Genomic DNA, 18,663 nt, shown 5'->3' with positions numbered 1-18,663 from the left:
TCCCATTCCGAACAGAGCAGTTAAGCCACTCAGCGCCGATGGTACTTCAGTAAAATGCGGGAGAGTAGGTCATCGCCAGATTTTATCAAAGGGGTTAGTGAGAATTCATTAACCCTTTTTTTATACCCCTATATTTTTATAATCTATACACCTCAACCTAATAACTCTTCTCACAAACTAATATAGGCTAGATACTGGTTATGGTAACGACCTGTTTTAAGACAATTAATCAAACCTAATTCAAGGAAAGGACACATACCTTTTGAGATCAATAATTAATGCAATAGTTTCCAAGCTATATAAAAAATCATCTTCTCTGAATTATTCTGTTTCTCACAATATTAGGTGATTTATTACATGACTTTTTACGGTGTTTTGACCTCTATTCTACATAGATTTGAAGTCGTCTTTAGACGATTACTGACTACTAATGAATAAAACTATATGGCTTCAGAACTATACTCTAATGGCCTAATAAGCCTAAAAAAGTACTGGAAGCAAGATGTGCTTTCAGGTTTTATGGTCTCACTTATTGCTTTACCACTATGTTTAGGAATCGCACTAGCTTCGGGTGTGCCCCCTATGGCTGGACTCATAGCAGCTATAGTTGGAGGACTTTTTATGTCAAGGGTGACAGGATCCTATGTGACGATTAGTGGTCCTGCAGCTGGTTTAATTGTAGTTAATCTAGGTGCAGTTGAGTCTTTAGGGGCAATGCCAGACGGTAGTGTAGACATGTTACTGGGATATAAATATGCATTGGCTGCCTTTGTAGTGGCAGGTATAATTCAATTGATTTTTGGTTTTCTTAAGGTGGGTAAATTTGGAGATTTTTTCCCCACTGCGGCCGTTCACGGTATGTTGGCTGCAATAGGTGTAATAATAATAGTTAAGCAACTCTTTGTTGCTCTGGATTATACTCCAGAAAAAGGGGGGCATGGGATCATTGGGTCAATGTTACAAATCCCAGATGCTTTTGTCAACATGAATCCTGAGATCGCTATAATTGCTTTGTCAAGTATTTTTATACTCGTTATTCATCCCCACATTAAGTTTAAGCCAGTTAAGATGATTCCTGCACCGATGTGGGTAATTATTTGTTCAATTCCATTCTCTCATATTTTTGATTTATTTCATGAGCATGATTATAAACTTGTAGGTCATAAATATCATTTAGGTCCTAAGAATTTGGTTCATCTTCCTGAGAAAATTGTAGAGGGATTCGTCTTACCAGATTTTGATATGGCTTTCACAGGAGTTTTTTGGGTCGCAGTCATCAGTGTTGCTTTGGTTTCAAGTATTGAATCGCTGTTGAGTGCATCTGCTGTAGACACTTTAGATCCACATTATCGTAAGTCTAATTTGAATAGAGATGTATCTTCAATGGGGGGTGGTAGTGCTTTATCTGCCATGATTGGAGGTCTACCTATGATTTCGGAAATAGTGAGAAGTACCGCGAACATAACTAACGGTGGTAAGACACAATGGGCGAATTTTTTTCATGGAGGGTTTTTATTATTGTTTCTGCTATTTGGAAAGCCAATAATTGAGCAAATTCCTTTAGCAGCATTGGCTGCAATGTTGATTCATGTAGGTTTTAGATTAGCATCTCCTACAGAATTTAAACATATCTATGAAATAGGTAAGGAGCAGTTGTTGATTTTCATAACGACCCTTCTGACAGTATTAGCAACAGATTTGATTATAGGTGTACTGGCAGGAATATTAATGCAGGTGATCATACACCTGTATTATGGAGCACCTTTAAGATTTCTCTTCAAGTCTAAGTTTGATTATACAGAGCACGAGGATAAGAATCAAAGGGTCATCTCTCTTCATCATTCAGCTATTTTTTCGAATTATATTTCACTTAAGTCAGAGATAGAAAAGCATAGAGAGTACGGTGAGTTGGTATTAGATTTTAGCAATGTGAATATTATAGATCACACATTTAGAACGCACTTACATGACTTACAAAAAGAGTGGGAAGGACAAGGTAAGAAACTTAAATTTACCAATGTAGATCATTTAATACCTGTATCTGATCACCCGTTGGCAACAAAAATCAAAGGTGATTTATCGGAAGAACAAGGTCGAAAATTAACAAAGCATCAGCAGTATTTGAATAAAATTGCTGATATGAATCACTGGAGATTCTTACCTGGGAAAACCATATCTTTTGAAGATTTTGAGGGGTTTAGTTTCAGTAATAGTAGTAAGATCGTTTACGCTCAAAATATTATATCAGGAGAATATGAAGGGGAAAGAATTATTTATTCTGAGATTATTTATGATAAGACACTCGATACAAAATCTGCAGATTCCAGATTGTCGGCTTTGTTAATTCAAAGTGAAAAGAATTTACCAGTGTTTACTGTAGAGAAGGAAGATTTCTTTGATAAAGTAACAGATTTAGCATATCAACAAGATATTGACTTTGACGAGTATCCTGTTTTCTCGAATAAGTTTGTGTTGAAAGGGCCAAATGAGGAAGAAATTCGAGATTTCTTTCATAGGGGACTGATTAGAAAAATTGAAGAGAACCCTCATTTTCATATTGAGAGTAATGGCAAGGCTATTATTCTTTACAGTTTTGAAGAGGAAGAAGAGAAAGTATCTTTAAATGAACTAATAAGGTTCGGTAAAATATTAGCGTTAATTCACTAATTAAAAGTTTTAATAAAGATGAGGCTCCTGATCACAAAGTTGTAATCAGGAGCCTTTTTTGTTTTAAAGCCTGAGATTGTTAATCGGTTACTTCTCCACTGATAATTAACTTTATAGGTTCGTTATTGATATTTGTGTAGACTAAAATCGACTTATTGAATGTGCCAATTTTAGCAGCATTGTATTTGGCAGTTACTTGTCCTGATTCACCAGGTAATATCTCATTTGTAGTATGACTAGTCACAGTACATCCACAAGATCCTTTAGATTTAGTAATCTGGATTGATTGGTTATTCTCATTAACAAAATTGAAGGTTTTAGTGACAGGATTCCCCTTTACTATTTTGCCAAAATTATGAGTTTTACTTTCCCAAATGAGGGAACTGTTAGAAGGCTTTTCAGCTAGTAAAAATTGAAATGAAGTGGTAACTAAGACCACCAATACACTTAAGGTTTTCATCGTGATAAAGTTTTAATTGAAAATTATTTACGTAAAAGTCAGAATAGTGGGGGCTAATGACTCATAATGAAAACTTATCAATTGTTAATGAAATGTTAAACACGATCTGAGTGCAGGAAATTGTTTTCAATGAAGTTTGTTTACGGTTAATACATGAGTAAGCGAGTATTTTATACGGTTTTGTTTTTGGCAGTATGTTCTATTCTAGGAATAGTTGCTGTTCAAACATTTTGGCTTAACAAGGCATTTAACTTGAAGCAGCAACAATTTGAATACGAGGTGAGTGTGGCGTTGCTTAATGTGACAGATAGATTATGTGAAATCAACCAGTCAGAATTACCTGATGATCCGATAGAGAAGCTGTCTTCCAATTATTTTATTGTGAATCTAAATAATAGCATATCACCGCGAGTACTTGAGTTGATTCTTTTGGAAGAATTTACAAAGAGGGAGATGGATCAGGCATTTGAATATGCAATTTTTGATTGTACGGATCAAACTATGGTTTATGGATCTTATTTGAGTACAGACGAAATGAGAGTAAGGACTGATGATTTTCCAGTTTTAGATAAAGATGAATATTACTTCGGTGTTCGTTTTCCACGAATGCGATCTTATGTTTCTGGGGAAATGGATATATGGTGGTTTTCAAGCATAGTATTGGTTTTAGTAATTGCTTTCTTCTCTTATGCCTTATTTGCGATATTTCGTCAAAGACAATTGTCAGAGATACAGAAAGATTTTGTGAACAATATGACGCATGAATTCAAAACACCAATTGCTTCGATTCAATTGGCGTCTTATGCAATATCTGAGAGTTTGAGTAATGAAAATAGGTTTAAGCAGTATGCTAGTATTATTCAACTGGAGTCAGAAAGGTTGAAAAATCAAGTAGACCGAGTCTTAGATATTACAAGTTTGGAAGGGAAGGTTATTGATTTAAAATATGAAAGTTGTGATCTTATACAATTAATTGATGAAGCCATTCAAAGAGTTTCAGCTTTGCTGGATCAAAGTAATGGAAATGTCAAGGTCATTGAGAGTGATAAGAAGATCAATATTAATGTAGACAAATTTCATTTTGAGAATGTCTTGGTCAATATTTTAGATAATGCGATTAAATATTGCGTCAAGCAGCCCTTGATTAGAGTCGAGTTAGAACAGAGAAAAAATAAGGTACTTATCAAAGTGATTGATAATGGTATTGGGATGGATGAAGGTGTGAATAGACGAATATTCAAGAAATTTTATCGAGTGACAAATAATGATTTGTATAGCGTAAAAGGCTTTGGTTTGGGATTATATTATGCGAAGACAATTGTCGAAGCACATGGAGGCAGTATTGAAGTCGAAAGTAACTTGTCAGGATCGACATTTTTAATCACGTTGTAAAAATGAAATCTCAGCCCAAAGTTTTATTAGTTGAAGATGATGTAAGTCTTGGCTTTATGATCAAGGATGTTTTGTCAAATAATGATTACGATGTGCGTTGGATAGAAGATGGGCATAGGGCTTGGGATGAGTTTGGAGGAGAGGGGTTTGATCTATGCATTTTGGATGTAATGATGCCGAGAATGGACGGTTTTACACTAAGCAGAAGAATAAGGGAATTAGATCAAAATATTCCGATTATTTTTCTTACAGCGAGGAGTATGCAGGAGGATAAATTGAGAGGGTTTGAAATGGGAGGGGACGACTATTTGACAAAGCCATTTTCAGTGGATGAGCTGATATGTAGAATGGAAGTGTTCTTGAGAAGAAATGGAACAAAAACTAAGTCTCTGGATAAGTATAGAATAGGGCATTACGAGCTGGACAGTAAGAGATTGACTTTGGCTTATGGAAAGTCTATTAGGAATCTGACTAGGCGTGAGGCAGATTTACTTGAAATGTTAATAATGGGAGATGGGGAAATTGTGAATCGGTCCAATATTTTGACAAAACTTTGGGGAGAGGATGATTACTTTAAAGGTAGAAGTTTGGACGTCTTTATTTCAAGACTGAGAAAGTACCTCAGGGAAGATCGAAATATATTGCTTGAGAATATTCATAGCGTCGGTTTTCGACTGATTGTATTAAGATGATTTTAGTTCATAGAAGGGGATAATATTTGATAATTATTCACTTGAAGGTTCTTTTATTCCTTTTGAAGAAGAGGAAGAAAAAGGAATGTCTTCCATGTTGATATAATGGACTTTGATTAATGAGGATACTTCTACCGATAAAAAGTCAAATTCATCTGTTACGGTACCTTTGATTTCGTATATACCTTGACCTCTGATAGGGTATTTTGATGCAATAGGAGGAAAGTGAACAGTATCAATAAAATGCCCTGCCTCATCAATGAAAGTACCAAAAAACATTCTTTGCCCTTTAGATGTACCAGTGTTTTTAGTAGCTATGAGATAGCCGAGCATGGTGATCTTTTTGTTTTTGAATTGAGACAGTTCAGCTGATAAACTGTATGGTTTACCATAAGGCAGAGTTAAATTGAATGGGTTTTCTAGAGGAAAGCCTAAAATTTCAATTTCATCAAATCCTTTCTCTCTTGGGTCGATATAAAGGTTTGGGATATTGAATTTTTTAACTCTTGTTTTAAATAAACTTGGAGGGGTATACTTGCTTTTGTTAAGTAGCATGAATGATTCCCAAAGTAGTTTTTTCTTGTTAGAGTCTATTGTGCGAAAAGCTCCGATCCGAATGAGAATTTGCAGTTGCTCTATACCTATATTAACTCTATTAACAAATTCTTCAAGACTTTTGAATTCAAAGTAGTAATCTCTTTTTTCGAGGATTTCAATGATGCTATTATGGTCTAGGTCTTGGACAATATGAAAACCTAGGTATATGGTTTTATCATCAATAGTAGTTTCTTGCCTTGAGGTATTGATACATGGGGGTTCTATGATTGCTCCTAGCATTTTAGCCTCATGAATATAGAGTTCAGGTCGATAAAAACCGCCCCCATTGTTGATGATACTTACCATGTACTCTAGTGGATAGTAAGCTTTTAGAAATAAGCATTGGTAACTTTCTATAGCGTAAGAGGCAGAATGACCTTTGGCGAAGGCATAGCCTGCAAAACTCATGATCTGATGCCATACTTCATGGATTAATTTTTCTGAATGTCCCTTTTTGCGACACTCTTCAAAATATCTTCTTTCCACTTCTTTAAATTCTGCTCTAGAGCGATATTTACCAGACATGCCTCGACGGAGTTTATCAGACTCTGCTAGTGTGAGGCCAGCAAAATAATGAGCGACTTTAATAACATCTTCCTGATAAACCATGATTCCAAACGTGTCTGGCATGATCTTTTTCATGGTAGGATGTGCTTCCTTTCTCTTTTCAGGTTTTCTAAATCGAATGATATATTGTCGCATCATACCAGATTTGGCTACTCCTGGTCTGATAATAGAGCTAGCAGCTACTAAACCTTCATAATGGTCAACCTTAAGTTTTTTAAGTAGCATGCGCATAGCAGGAGATTCGACATAGAAACATCCAATAGCTTGCCCAGTTCTTAATAGGTGTTTTATTTTTTCATCTTTAAAAAAACGCTTAGTGTCATGGATGTCTATCCGTGGAGCTTGTGGTTGGTTATATCTTATGATCTCTAGAGTCTCTTTGATTTTACTGAGACCTCGTTGGCTAAGAATATCAAATTTGTATAAACCAGCATCTTCTGCTTCTGTCATATCAAAATGCGTGATAGGAAAGCCTTTAGGGGGCATGTTAGTAGCAGTAAAGTGATAAATAGGTTTGTCAGAGATGATAATGCCGCTAGCATGTATGCTTAAGTGGCTAGGGATTTTTTCGAGTTTTACGGCGTAGTTGAGTATAGACATAGAAAGCTTGTCTAGTCTATGGATCGCTTTTTGAGAGTCATCAGCTTTGAGTGTCTCGGTGAGACGTGTGATTTCATGTGGTGGTAGTCCGCATGCTTTACTGATTTCTCTTATTGCAGCTTTTACTTTGAAAGTATTGTATGTCGCAAGTAAGGCTACGTGGTCATAACCATAAGTTTCAAATATGTATTTAGTAATATCATCTCGATCTCGCCAAGAAAAATCAATATCAAAATCAGGTGGATTTCGACGGTAGAGATTAATGAACCTTTCAAAATATAAGTCTAAACCAATAGGGTCTACATCTGTGATTCGTAGGATATATGCAACTATACTATTAGCTCCACTGCCACGACCGATATAGAAGTATTTTTTGCGAATCGCATATTCGATGATATCCCAATTGACTAAGAAATATGATACGAATCCTTTTTGCTTGATCATATTCAGTTCCAATGCTAACCTTCGGTAGATTTTAATGGTTGGGTTAGGGTAGCGGTAGTTTAGTTTTTTAAGACATAGACTGCGGATTTTCTGATAGTCTTCTTTTTCAGAACCAGTAAATGTCTGAATGTTCTTGTGAGGGTATTCATCTCCGAATTCAAACTGTATTGAGCTATTATCTATGATTGCCTTTGTATTTAGGATGATCTCAGGATAGTCTTCGAAGGTATCGAGGAGTTCTTTTTTTGAGAGCATATATTCATGTGTAGCACATAGATCTTTAGACGTCAGTTTTGTAAGGAGAGTGTTGTAATGAATGGCACGTAGTAGTCGGTGTACATTGAAGTCAGGTTGTTTTCGATTCGGATGGTTATGTGTTTTTCTAATAGTGACAGTTCTGAGGATGACTATTTTGTCTATATGATTTTTCCATTTTGAAAAAGGAAGTTTGAGGATATCATTAGGGTCAATACCAACATATTCGTGATGTTGGAGTTGATCAGGTTGACATGATAAATAAGGGTAAATGGTATAAGTATTATCAAGTTGAGGAGCCTGATCTGGAAATGGTTCTTCTTGATGAAGATGTTTAGATAGATAAACATTGATATTTTGGAAACCAGTATTGTTTTGTGCAATGAGGACAAATTTTTGTTCAGTGTCATTTCTGAAGTCTACACCAACTATTGGACGAATACCAAACTTATGAGCATCACGAATGAATCGCATGCACCCTGCAGTACTGTTGATGTCAGTGAGTACGAATGAGCTAAGGTTTTTATTTTTCGCTTCGGTGAGAAGTTGGTCAGTAGACATGACGCCATACTTGAAGCTAAAGAAAGAATGGGTATTGAGATACATAGCAGTTCTGGTTCATAGAAAATAATCAGATGTTATATGGACGTAATTATGTCATGTTCTTCTATTTGCGAGTAATGGAGGCGCTTCACCAGTGAAGGGGTTAAATCTGCTGATTGTTTTAGCAGTGATACCAGAAGCACGCATGATCTTGCGGTCTCCATACTTGTCACGGATTTTATCCATTGCCTGATATAGACTGATAATTTCTTCGGAATCCTCGAAGAGGTCAATTTGATAATTACCTTCTGCTAGATCACTATATCGAACGCCAATTAACCTTATCAGAAGCCGTTTGTTATACAGCTTGTCAAACATCTCTAGTGCCTTCGGTATCAAAAGATGATCCGCAGAGGTATGAGGAACTTTCTTTTGTAGCGTATGGGTATTGAAGTCTGAGTAGCGAACTTTCACTGTCACACAAGAAGTCAATTTATTTCCTCTTCGTAGTTGAAAAGCAAGGTTTTCCGCCATAGCGAGTAGTATACTCTTCAGTTTTACAATATCTATTGTGTCTCTGTCAAAAGTTCTCTCTGTAGAAATGGACTTTCGTTCTTGATAGGCAATAACTGGACTGTTATCAATACCGTTTGCTTTTTTCCACATTTTAATGCCATTGATGCCAAAAGCACGCTCGATCAATTCTACTGGCATTTCTTGTAGTTGATGAATGTGCCTAATTCCTAGCTGTCTTAGTGTTTGGTAGGTTTTTTCTCCCACCATGGGAATTTTCTTTACAGATAAAGGAGCTAAAAACGTCTTTTCGTATCCATAGGGAATCTGTATTTCATTATCAGGTTTGGCTTCACCTGTAGCGATTTTAGAGACAGTTTTATTTTGAGATAGCCCGAATGAGATAGGTAGTTTGGTATTGTGAATGATTTTTTGTCTCAGCTCTGATGCCCATTGCATACAGCCGAAGAACTGGTCCATTCCACTAAGGTCTAAATAGAATTCGTCGATAGAAGACTTTTCGAAAAGTGGTACATGGTCACGAATGATATCAGTGACTTCCTTTGATTTTTCTGAATACAGCTGAGAGTTGCCTCTGATGATAATTGCTTCTGGACACAGTTGTCTAGCTACTTTCATCGGCATAGCCGAATGGATGCCAAATGAACGTGCTTCATAACTACAAGATGCTACCACACCTCGGTCAGAGGTACCTCCTATTAAGACGGGTTTACCAAGTAGTCTCTTATCAAATAGTCGTTCACATGAGACAAAAAAGGTATCCAAGTCCATATGAACGATAGACTTTTGTGGATTCATATATTTCTATTTTCACAAATTAAAACTACTTTATTTAGTAATAACTAATAATTTTAGTTTTAAAAATCAACATGTTATAAACAGACGAAATGTCAATACTTTAATAATTATGGAATCAATTATTAGATATGAGTGTTTGTGGAATCATGAAGTGGATATCTATAGTATGTTTATTTTTGGGAATGTCAGTTCAGGCACAGCCTATCGCAGTGGTAGAGTTATTTACATCTCAAGGCTGTTCCAGTTGTCCTAGTGCTGATAAGCTTTTACAGGAAGTTGTAGGTAATAAAAGTGAAAAAGGAAGAGTAATAGGCCTTTCGTTTCATGTAGAATATTGGAACCGTCTAGGGTGGAAAGACCCTTATAGTGATCAAAAATATACAGACCGTCAACGTTGGTATGCCAGAGAAATGCGACTTAGCTCTATGTATACACCACAGATGATCGTAGATGGTAGAGAAGAGTTTGTAGGATCGAATAGATCCCGTTTGAAATCTGCCGTTTTAAAATCTTTTGAAAATGAGAAGGAAAGCATTATGATTTCAAACCTTAAAGTAGAGAGTGGTCAAGTCACTTTTAAATTTGACTGTTTTGAGGGAAATCATGATGTAATAAATTTTGCAATTGTACAAAAACAAGCCTCGAATTATGTACCTCGTGGAGAGAACCGAAGCAGAACACTTACTCATTCTAATGTGGTACGGTATTTTCAAAGTATTCCTTTTCAAAAGTCTAGTTATATGACTTTGCCTTTACCAGATACAGACGAAGATTTAATGTTAATTATTTATACACAGGACACTAGTACTTTGGCTCTTGAAGCAGTAAGCGAAGTGAAATTGTAAAAAAGGAAATAATTATTCTTGAGAATCTATCTGCTTTTTGAGTTTTTGTATTCTACCGTAAGATTGGGATATTCTATCTGTTGAAACCTTATTATCCTCTATAGCTCGCTTGATTACAGAGTGAATTTCTGTTGCGGATCTACGCTCATTACCAGGTACATTGTTACAGAACATTAAGATATCAATCCCTGCATTGATTGCTAGTACTATAGATTCTTCAAACCCATATTCACTGCTGATCGCATGCATCTGCATATCGTCGGAGAAAACTACTCCTTGATATCCATATGTGTCACGAAGGATTTCATTAATAATGTAAGGTGATAATGTTGCAGGATACCCTGAAGGGTCAAGGTGCTTATTAACTATATGTGCAGACATGATAGCATCTACTTGCTCTTCTTGGATGAGTCGTCTATAAGGCGTCAATTCACGATATTCCCAGTACTTTGTTACATCAGCCATACCAAGGTGAGAATCCGCGTGAGAACTACCATGTCCAGGAAAATGTTTGAGTGTTGTCACAACACCATATTCACGATGTCCTTTGATGACTTGTCTAGCGTGACGAACGACCACTTTTTCATTGTCACTAAAGCTTCTTCCAAGTTTAGTAATTACAGGGTTTTCTGGATAAACAGCTACATCTACATCTGGAGCAAAATTAACATTGATACCTAATTGATTGAGAATACTGGAAGTTTGTTGGGCATAGAACCTAGTAGAGTCAATATTATCAATTTGTCCTAAGTATTGAGCAGTGACAGTTTTTGGAAAACCATATTTTTGTTTGAGTCGATTGACCCTTCCCCCTTCTTGATCAATTCCTATTAATAGCTTTGATTCATCTATTGATTGGAGTTCTGTCGTGAGTTTTATTAATTCAGTTTTGGAATTTGACTTGGCTATATTTTTCTCAAACAGAATTACGCCGCCGATATACCCTTTTTTGATTTCTTTTTTAAGTTGCTCGTTCTGGTCAATGCCAGGATAATCTCCTATTCCTGTCATTATCATTTGTCCAATCATGACATCTAAGGAGTCTAATTGTCCATATGCGATTTGAAATGAAAAGATTATAGTGGATAATACTGCTAAAAAAAGCTTCATAATGTCTTGTGTTGATAGTTTGCAATTTAAAAAAGTAAATCTGTTTAGTTTTGCCACCGTATAAAGAAAACCGCCAATTGATTTTTGGTGCTTAACCCTGATTGAGGTACATTTAGAAAACTATGCAGATAGAACCAGGCAAACTTCTCGCCAAGATCAATTCTCCTTCGGATATGAACGACTTGGATACTGTGCAATTGGTACAGTTATGTGACGAGTTGCGTCAATACATTATTGATACAGTTTCTGTTTACGGAGGGCACTTCGGAGCTAGTTTGGGTGTGGTAGAGTTAACAGTGGCATTACACCACGTTTTCAACACACCTGATGATCAGTTGATTTGGGATGTAGGACATCAAGCCTACGGTCACAAAATTTTGACAGGACGTCGTGAGCAGTTTCATACGAATAGGTTCTATGGAGGACTATCAGGTTTTCCAAAAAGAAAAGAAAGTGAGTATGATGCTTTTGGTGTTGGACACTCTTCCACTTCGATATCGGCAGCCCTAGGAATGGCTGAAGCTTCGAAGTATAAACAAGAAAAAGATAGACAACATATTGCAGTCATTGGTGATGGAGCTATGACTGGGGGTATGGTTTTCGAAGCTATGAATCATGCAGGAGTTTCAAACTCTAACATGTTGATCATTCTCAATGATAATTGCATGTCAATTGATCCTAATGTAGGCGCGCTTAGAGATTACCTTACAGATATCACTACTTCTCATACTTACAACAAGTTAAGAGATGAGGCATGGAAGATCTTGGGTAAGATTAGCAAGTTTGGGACTAATGCTAGAGAGATTGCAGGTAAGTTCGAAGCGAGTATCAAATCTTTCTTGCTCAAGCAGAGTAATATGTTTGAGTCTTTTAATATTAGGTATTTCGGTCCGATTGATGGTCATGATATCAACCATTTAGTTCATGTTTTGAATGACCTAAAAGACATTCCAGGTCCTAAAATTCTTCACTGTATTACTAAAAAGGGAAAAGGTTACACACTAGCAGAAGAAAATCAAACCAAATGGCATGCACCAGGTACCTTTGATAAGGTGACAGGTGAAATTCATAAGAAAGTATACGATACGCCTCAAGCTCCTAAATATCAAGAAGTTTTTGGTCACACAATAGTGGAATTAGCCAAAGAGAATGAAAAGATAATGGGAGTTACTCCTGCGATGCCCTCTGGATCCTCTATGAATATCATGATGAAGGAGATGCCAGATAGAACCTATGATGTAGGTATTGCAGAACAGCATGCTGTGACTTTTTCGGCAGGTTTGGCTACACAAGGCCTAGTTCCTTTCTGTAATATATATTCTACTTTCATGCAGCGTGCATATGATCAAGTAATCCATGATGTCGCACTTCAGAATTTGAATGTAGTTTTTTGTCTAGATCGAGCAGGGTTTGCAGGAGCTGATGGACCCACCCATCATGGAGCATATGATATAGCATACTTTAGATGTATTCCTAATCTGATAGTAGCTGCACCAATGAATGAAGCTGAACTTCGTAATATGATGTTTACGGCTCAACTACCAGATCAAGGACCATTCTCTATTCGTTACCCAAGAGGTAAAGGAGTAATGCCTGATTGGAGAACTCCGATGGAAGAAATCGAGATAGGTACGGGTAGGAAGATTGTTGATGGTGATGAGTTGGCTTTCGTTACCATAGGACATATAGGAAACTATGCTGTAGAGGTTTGTAACAAACTTCAGTTGGAAAATATTAAAGCAGCACACTATGATATGAGGTTTGCTAAGCCGCTAGATGAATCAATGCTACATGATATTTTCAAAAATCATAAGTATGTGATTACGGTTGAAGATGGCTGTTTGCAAGGTGGTTTTGGGAGCTCTATCCTTGAGTTTATGGTAGACAATGATTATACTTCTAAGGTAGTAAGACTAGGTATTCCAGATCAATATATTGAGCATGGTACTCAAGAAGAGCTTCATAAAGAATGTGGGTTTGATCCTGAAGGTATTTATAAGTCAGCAAAGAAAATTCTCGAAACAGCACTAGTCTAATCTAATATGAACCTTTCTATACAAGGCTCTTCTTCAAAAGTTATACTCTTCATCCATGGTTTTTGTGAGACTCTTAATATTTGGAAACCATATGTTGAGGCTCTAAAGGAGAATTATAAAGTAATTTCTATTGATCTGCCAGGTCATGGTAAAACATCATTAGTTACTTCACAGTTTACAATCGAGGATATAGCAGATCTAGTGATCGAAGAGATGAACTCTCTGGCAGTTGGGAAGTTTTTTGTGATTGGACATTCTTTAGGGGGCTATATTAGCCTTGCATTGAGTGAATTATATCCTGATGCTGTGACGGGTTTTGGATTGTTTTCATCTACTACTTTTCCTGATGATGATGAGAAGAGAAAAGTCAGGGATAAAGTGGGTGGCTTCATAGCAGAGCATGGTCACAAGGAGTTTATTGATTCATTTGTACCTAATCTATTTACTCCAGAGAATAGAAGAACTTTTGTAGAAGAAATTGAAACGTTGAAGAAAAACGCTTACCTCACTTCTACGGAAAGTATTGTAGGTTATTCTCAGGCGATGAAAGTTCGTCCTGATAGAACTAAACAGCTTAGCATAGATAAACCGAAGTTTATTATTGCTGGAGATAGAGATATGGCTGTTAAAATTGAATCCTCTAAAGAGATGATGACTTTCATTCCAGAGTCTGATAGTCTTATTTTAAAGGATACAGGACACAATGGTTTTCTCGAAGCACAAGTTGACTCTATTACCTATATTAAAGAGTTCTTGTTGAGAAATAGCATTAACCTATAGGTTTGTACTGCTTTCAAGGTAATTTTTGATTGAACAGTGATTCAAAATAAAGTACTTATAATGTTGGAGTGTCTTTTTTTGTCGTAGTCTCATGGAATCTGTTTAATTTTCGCCTATGCGTCTGATAATCAATTTATTTTTTTTCCTAGCCGTTTTTCTTTTTTCTTGTAGGGGACCAGAATCTTCAAAGACTGTAGATGTTGAATCTAAAAGTGTCAAAAAATCTTTCAAGCCAATAGATCGGGATTTAGGAGCGATCAAAAGAGAAGGTAAGCTTACGGCCATCGTGGACAACAGCTCCACGGGTATGTTTCTATATAGAGGAGAGCCTTTAGGATTTGAGTATGAGCTTATTTCAAAGTATGCTGAATATACGGGGCTTGATTTAGAGTTTAAAATTGCGCGAAGTATCGAAGAGGGCTTTGAATTGATCAATAAAGGTGATGGAGATATTTTAGCTCACAATTTGACCGTCACCAAAGAAAGAAAAGAAAAGATCGGATTTACAAATTCTCATTACCACATTCGTCAAGTATTGATTCAGCGAAAACCAGAGAAATGGAGAGATATGAAACTTCATGAAATTGATGAAGTACTTATTCGAAGTGTTATTGACCTTATAGGTAAAGAGGTTTATGTTCGAAAACATTCGGCTTTTGGCTCGCGATTAAGAAATCTGAGTGATGAAATAGGAGGCGAAATTTTAGTAGTTGAGGATTTTGAAGACTTGGAGACGGAATCTATTATCGAATTAGTAGCTGATGGAACAATTGAATATACAGTTGCAGATGAGAATTTGGCAAAATTGATAGCTAAAAAACATCCTATACTTGATGTTAAAACTCCAGTAAGTTTCCCTCAGCAAATAGCATGGGGAGTTCGTGATAACGCAGACTCATTGAAGCTATCAATAAACACCTGGCTCAAGCAAATAAAACGAGGGTCAGAATACAATTCTCTCTACAATAAATATTTTAAAGCTTCTACTTCTAGGGCAAGAGAGGTGCTGAAGAGTGATTTTTTCTCTAATACTGGGGATAAGATCTCTCCCTATGATTCGTTAATCAAAATAGGGGCAGATAGTGTTGGTTGGGATTGGAGGTTGTTAGCCGCACAAATTTCTCGAGAATCACGTTTTGATCCGAAGGCCAAATCTTGGGTAGGGGCGAAAGGTCTTATGCAAGTTATGCCGAAGACAGCTAAGAGTTATGGAATAAAAAATCTAGAAGACCCTTATCATAGTATCAAAGCAGGTACAATGCATATTCAGTGGCTTCAAAAAAAATGGAAATACCTAGAAGATTCTGTCGAGAGAGAAAAATTTGTTTTGGCATCTTATAATGTAGGAGATGGTCATGTACGCGATGCCGTAAAATTGGCTAAAAAGTATGGAGCAGATCCGAATGTGTGGGATGATAATGTGGAGAAGTACTTGCTTTTAAAATCTCAGAGTAAATATTATGAAGATCCTGTTGTTCAATTCGGGTATTGTAGGGGAAATGAGCCAGTGCAGTATGTGAAGGATATCCTTTACAGATATGGACGATACATTCAGATGGGGATTACTGATTCTACTGAATAAGTGTGTTTTATTATAAACTGATTATTTTACAGTCATGAGTGATCATTTACATCTACTTTATATTGAATATATAAAGGCTCGTCGTGTCAAGCTTCCCGAGGATCAATTCATTTATATAGCAAAGTTATATCCAGCTTTATTGGTTTGTTTGAGTGATGGGGTTCTTGATAAGGAAGAGTGGGATAGTATTGTGATGGCTACTCGCGGACTTGCAGCTGAATTCGTTTCTTCATCAGCAAGCAATAGAGATGCAATTGCCATGTCGATTCGTACTGAGATGAGATATCTTATAGATAATGTTGACAAGTGGAAGAAGAAGTTTTTACATGCTTTGCATCATTATGTTCAAGAGAATCCACTGGATCAAGAGTTTATTATAGAAACTATGTATCTCTTCGCCAATATCGCTGATGGGATATCAGACGAAGAGGAACAAGCTATTCACGAGTTGGCTACTAGGCTCGAAATCAAATTTTAACTGGCTATGGATAGTTCTATCTGATCTAGATAGAGGTCTAATCTATTTGATTGAAAATCTAAGGGAGTAATATTTTCAATCACCAGAGATTTTTGACTGACGAATACTTCATAGTATTCATCTTTGATCAAATACAAATTCACCTTGTGGGCGTAGTATCTGATGTCAGTGACAAAAGAGCCATATCTGTACAGATGATTGATCTGATCATTCAATGGCATCTTGATAAACGAATCAACTCTCATGGCATTATTAATTTTAATTTGATAATTCGCCGAGACTGTTTTAAATAGTCTGTAGCCTTGTTTTCTTGTTTCAAAATTAGATGATCATGTATCAGCTAGAAATAGAGGAATGCCGTATAAATTAATTTAGGTAGACAGAGGAATTGGTCGTTGCCTAATTATGAGTTAATTGTATTATTTTAATAATTTGTTTCATGATAGTAATCAGGGTATGTTTTACGTATCGGTTACTATCACTATTTCTAAGTAGTTCGATATGTGGATTGCTTAGGTAATAAGTAAATTGCTTATGTACACCCTGTAGTAACTCAAGACTTATACTTAAAACAACACAGCTATATAGATGACTATCACCACTGTTGATCTACATTTTCTTGGATTAGAACACGCGATTGCTTCATACATTATCGAAAACTCAGAAGGGCCAATTCTAATAGAGACGGGACCATATTCAACCTATCCGTATTTAGTGGAACAAATAAATGCTTTAGGATATAAAATTTCAGATTTCAAACATGTATTTATAACTCATATTCATTTAGATCATGCTGGTGCTGCTTGGGCTTTTGCTAAGGAAGGAGCTAATATTTATTTGCATCCATTAGGAGTAAAACATATGGCTGATCCTTCTAGGTTGATGGCTTCTGCCAAAATGATTTATAAGGATGATATGGATAGACTCTGGGGGCAGATGGAGCCCATACCTGAAAGTCAATTAATTCAAGTCGGAGATAAAGAAACCATCAAAGTAGGCGATGTTGAAATAAAGAGTCTACATACTCCAGGTCATGCTAAACATCATATAGCATGGCAAATCGATGGCGTTATCTTCTCTGGGGATGTAGCGGGAGTGAAAATAGCAAATGGTCCAGTTCAACCACCATGTCCACCTCCCGATATTAATATTGAATATTGGCTTGCATCGATTAATATTTTACGAAAAGCAAAACCATCTCTTCTTTACTTAACTCATTATGGAAGTATCTCCAATGTTGATGGTCACTTTGACGAATTGGAAGAGATACTTTCTGACTGGTCAGATTTCGTCAAAGTAAAATGGGAAGGTGGTATGACTAATGAAGCAATAGTCCCATTGTTTATTAATTACACTAATGATCAATTAAAAGCCAAAGGGTTATCCCAAAATGAAATAGATCAATATCAAGCAGCAAACCCATCTTGGATGAGTGTAGCAGGTTTAGTCAGATATTGGACTAAGAAAATGAATACTAATTAGCCATATGAAAACCCCATTTAGCCATTTGATTTTCATTGATATTGAGACTGCTTCTCAAGAATCAATGTTCGAAGAACTACCCGATAATATACAAGAGCAATGGGTGAAAAAGTCTCAAATGCTCTCTCGAGATGAAGAATTATCTCCGCAGGAATTGTACTTTCAAAGAGCTGGTATCTATGCTGAGTTTGGGAAAATCATCTGTATATCTGTGGGTTTTCTATACTATGATCAGGAAGAAAAACTATCTATGAAAATCAAGGCGATTGTCAATCATGATGAAAAAGCCTTATTAAAGGAGTTGATAGAAACACTTGGTAGTAAGCTCGATGAAACTAAAATTCAGTTATGCGCCCACAATGGTAAGGAGTTTGATTTTCCATATATCTCACGAAGGTTATTAATCAATGGTTTGCCACTACCTCCATACCTTGAACTATCGGGTAAGAAGCCTTGGGAAGTTCAACATATTGACACGATGCAACTTTGGAAGTTTGGAGATTGGAAAAACTACACCTCATTAGAATTGTTAACTCAAGTTTTTGGTATAGAATCTCCTAAAGATGATATCGATGGCTCGGATGTTAATCGAGTTTATTACGAAGATGAAGATTTAAATAGGATTGCTAAGTACTGTAGTCAAGATGTATTAGCCACGGCACAGGTTTATTTGAGATTGAAAGGGTATGCCAATTTGAATATAAATGATGTGTTTTATTCTTAATTATTATCTTCTAAAGCTCATTATTCATCTATCAATATGGAATTTATATGATGATAGGTGTACAAATTTTTGTTTTT

General features: G+C 36.2%; 15 protein-coding genes and 1 rRNA gene. 11 read left to right on the top strand and 5 right to left on the bottom strand.

Going from position 1 to position 18,663, the window contains the following annotated elements:
- Together rrf and DKG80_RS16075 are read left to right on the top strand one after the other, a co-directional pair.
- Nucleotides 1-81, top strand: a 5S ribosomal RNA gene (rrf, locus tag DKG80_RS21490); the annotation flags it as partial.
- Nucleotides 82-444: 363 nt separating this feature from the next.
- Entirely contained in the window at nt 445-2,667 is a 2,223-nt protein-coding gene (locus DKG80_RS16075; RefSeq protein ID WP_109832387.1) for a SulP family inorganic anion transporter, read from the top strand.
- Nucleotides 2,668-2,746: 79 nt separating this feature from the next.
- Here the strand turns inward: DKG80_RS16075 and DKG80_RS16070 are convergent, their stop codons facing one another.
- Nucleotides 2,747-3,127 carry a DUF1573 domain-containing protein gene (locus DKG80_RS16070; protein WP_109832386.1) on the bottom strand — a complete coding sequence of 127 codons (381 nt, stop codon included), beginning with the start codon at nt 3,125-3,127 and terminating at the stop codon, nt 2,747-2,749.
- Nucleotides 3,128-3,280: 153 nt separating this feature from the next.
- Between DKG80_RS16070 and DKG80_RS16065 the strand changes: the two genes are divergently transcribed.
- On the top strand, nt 3,281-4,519 hold the full coding sequence (locus tag DKG80_RS16065) for a sensor histidine kinase (protein ID WP_109832385.1): 1,239 nt from the start codon (nt 3,281-3,283) through the stop codon (nt 4,517-4,519).
- A 2-nt stretch (nt 4,520-4,521) separates the two neighbouring features.
- Nucleotides 4,522-5,211 carry a response regulator transcription factor gene (locus tag DKG80_RS16060; protein WP_109832384.1) on the top strand — a complete coding sequence of 230 codons (690 nt, stop codon included), beginning with the start codon at nt 4,522-4,524 and terminating at the stop codon, nt 5,209-5,211.
- Nucleotides 5,212-5,244: 33 nt separating this feature from the next.
- Here DKG80_RS16060 and DKG80_RS16055 read toward each other — a convergent pair whose 3' ends face one another.
- Both DKG80_RS16055 and dinB read right to left on the bottom strand, forming a co-directional pair.
- On the bottom strand, nt 5,245-8,280 hold the full coding sequence (locus DKG80_RS16055; RefSeq protein WP_109832383.1) for a DNA polymerase III subunit alpha: 3,036 nt from the start codon (nt 8,278-8,280) through the stop codon (nt 5,245-5,247).
- A 51-nt stretch (nt 8,281-8,331) separates the two neighbouring features.
- Complete coding sequence (dinB, locus tag DKG80_RS16050; protein WP_109832382.1) at nt 8,332-9,549, bottom strand: DNA polymerase IV; 1,218 nt, start codon at nt 9,547-9,549, stop codon at nt 8,332-8,334.
- Nucleotides 9,550-9,677: 128 nt separating this feature from the next.
- Here dinB and DKG80_RS16045 point away from each other — a divergent pair, with 128 nt between their 5' ends.
- Nucleotides 9,678-10,394: a DUF1223 domain-containing protein gene (locus DKG80_RS16045; protein WP_109832381.1), complete on the top strand. Its 717-nt coding sequence runs from the start codon at nt 9,678-9,680 to the stop codon at nt 10,392-10,394.
- A 12-nt stretch (nt 10,395-10,406) separates the two neighbouring features.
- Here DKG80_RS16045 and DKG80_RS16040 read toward each other — a convergent pair whose 3' ends face one another.
- The gene (locus DKG80_RS16040) at nt 10,407-11,504 is read right to left on the bottom strand and encodes a glycoside hydrolase family 3 protein (RefSeq protein ID WP_109832380.1); all 1,098 of its coding nucleotides are present in this window, start codon (nt 11,502-11,504) and stop codon (nt 10,407-10,409) included.
- 122 nt (nt 11,505-11,626) lie between these two features.
- On the opposite strand from DKG80_RS16040, the gene dxs reads away from it, so the two are divergent.
- The 4 genes from dxs (at nt 11,627) to DKG80_RS16020 (ending at nt 16,380) form a co-directional block, all read left to right on the top strand.
- On the top strand, nt 11,627-13,540 hold the full coding sequence (gene dxs, locus DKG80_RS16035; RefSeq protein WP_109832379.1) for a 1-deoxy-D-xylulose-5-phosphate synthase: 1,914 nt from the start codon (nt 11,627-11,629) through the stop codon (nt 13,538-13,540).
- Between the two features lie 6 nt (nt 13,541-13,546).
- A complete protein-coding gene (locus DKG80_RS16030; protein ID WP_109832378.1) occupies nt 13,547-14,320 on the top strand; it encodes an alpha/beta fold hydrolase in 774 nt (257 codons plus the stop codon).
- Between the two features lie 115 nt (nt 14,321-14,435).
- Nucleotides 14,436-15,902, top strand: coding sequence for an MltF family protein (locus tag DKG80_RS16025; RefSeq protein ID WP_109832377.1), 1,467 nt, complete (start codon nt 14,436-14,438; stop codon nt 15,900-15,902).
- Between the two features lie 34 nt (nt 15,903-15,936).
- A complete protein-coding gene (locus DKG80_RS16020; protein ID WP_109832376.1) occupies nt 15,937-16,380 on the top strand; it encodes a hypothetical protein in 444 nt (147 codons plus the stop codon).
- Here the strand turns inward: DKG80_RS16020 and DKG80_RS16015 are convergent.
- Entirely contained in the window at nt 16,377-16,625 is a 249-nt protein-coding gene (locus tag DKG80_RS16015; protein WP_109832375.1) for a hypothetical protein, read from the bottom strand. The genes DKG80_RS16020 and DKG80_RS16015 overlap by 4 nt on opposite strands.
- Before the next feature lie 343 nt (nt 16,626-16,968).
- Here DKG80_RS16015 and DKG80_RS16010 point away from each other — a divergent pair, with 343 nt between their 5' ends.
- Nucleotides 16,969-17,862 carry an MBL fold metallo-hydrolase gene (locus tag DKG80_RS16010; protein WP_109832374.1) on the top strand — a complete coding sequence of 298 codons (894 nt, stop codon included), beginning with the start codon at nt 16,969-16,971 and terminating at the stop codon, nt 17,860-17,862.
- Nucleotides 17,863-17,866: 4 nt separating this feature from the next.
- On the top strand, nt 17,867-18,586 hold the full coding sequence (locus DKG80_RS16005) for a 3'-5' exonuclease (RefSeq protein WP_109832373.1): 720 nt from the start codon (nt 17,867-17,869) through the stop codon (nt 18,584-18,586).
- Nucleotides 18,587-18,663: the final 77 nt, after the last annotated feature.

Source organism: Reichenbachiella versicolor (genome assembly GCF_003171675.1).
Taxonomy (GTDB): Bacteria; Bacteroidota; Bacteroidia; order Cytophagales; family Cyclobacteriaceae; genus Reichenbachiella; species Reichenbachiella versicolor.
This window is presented reverse-complemented; position numbering and strand designations above follow the sequence as displayed.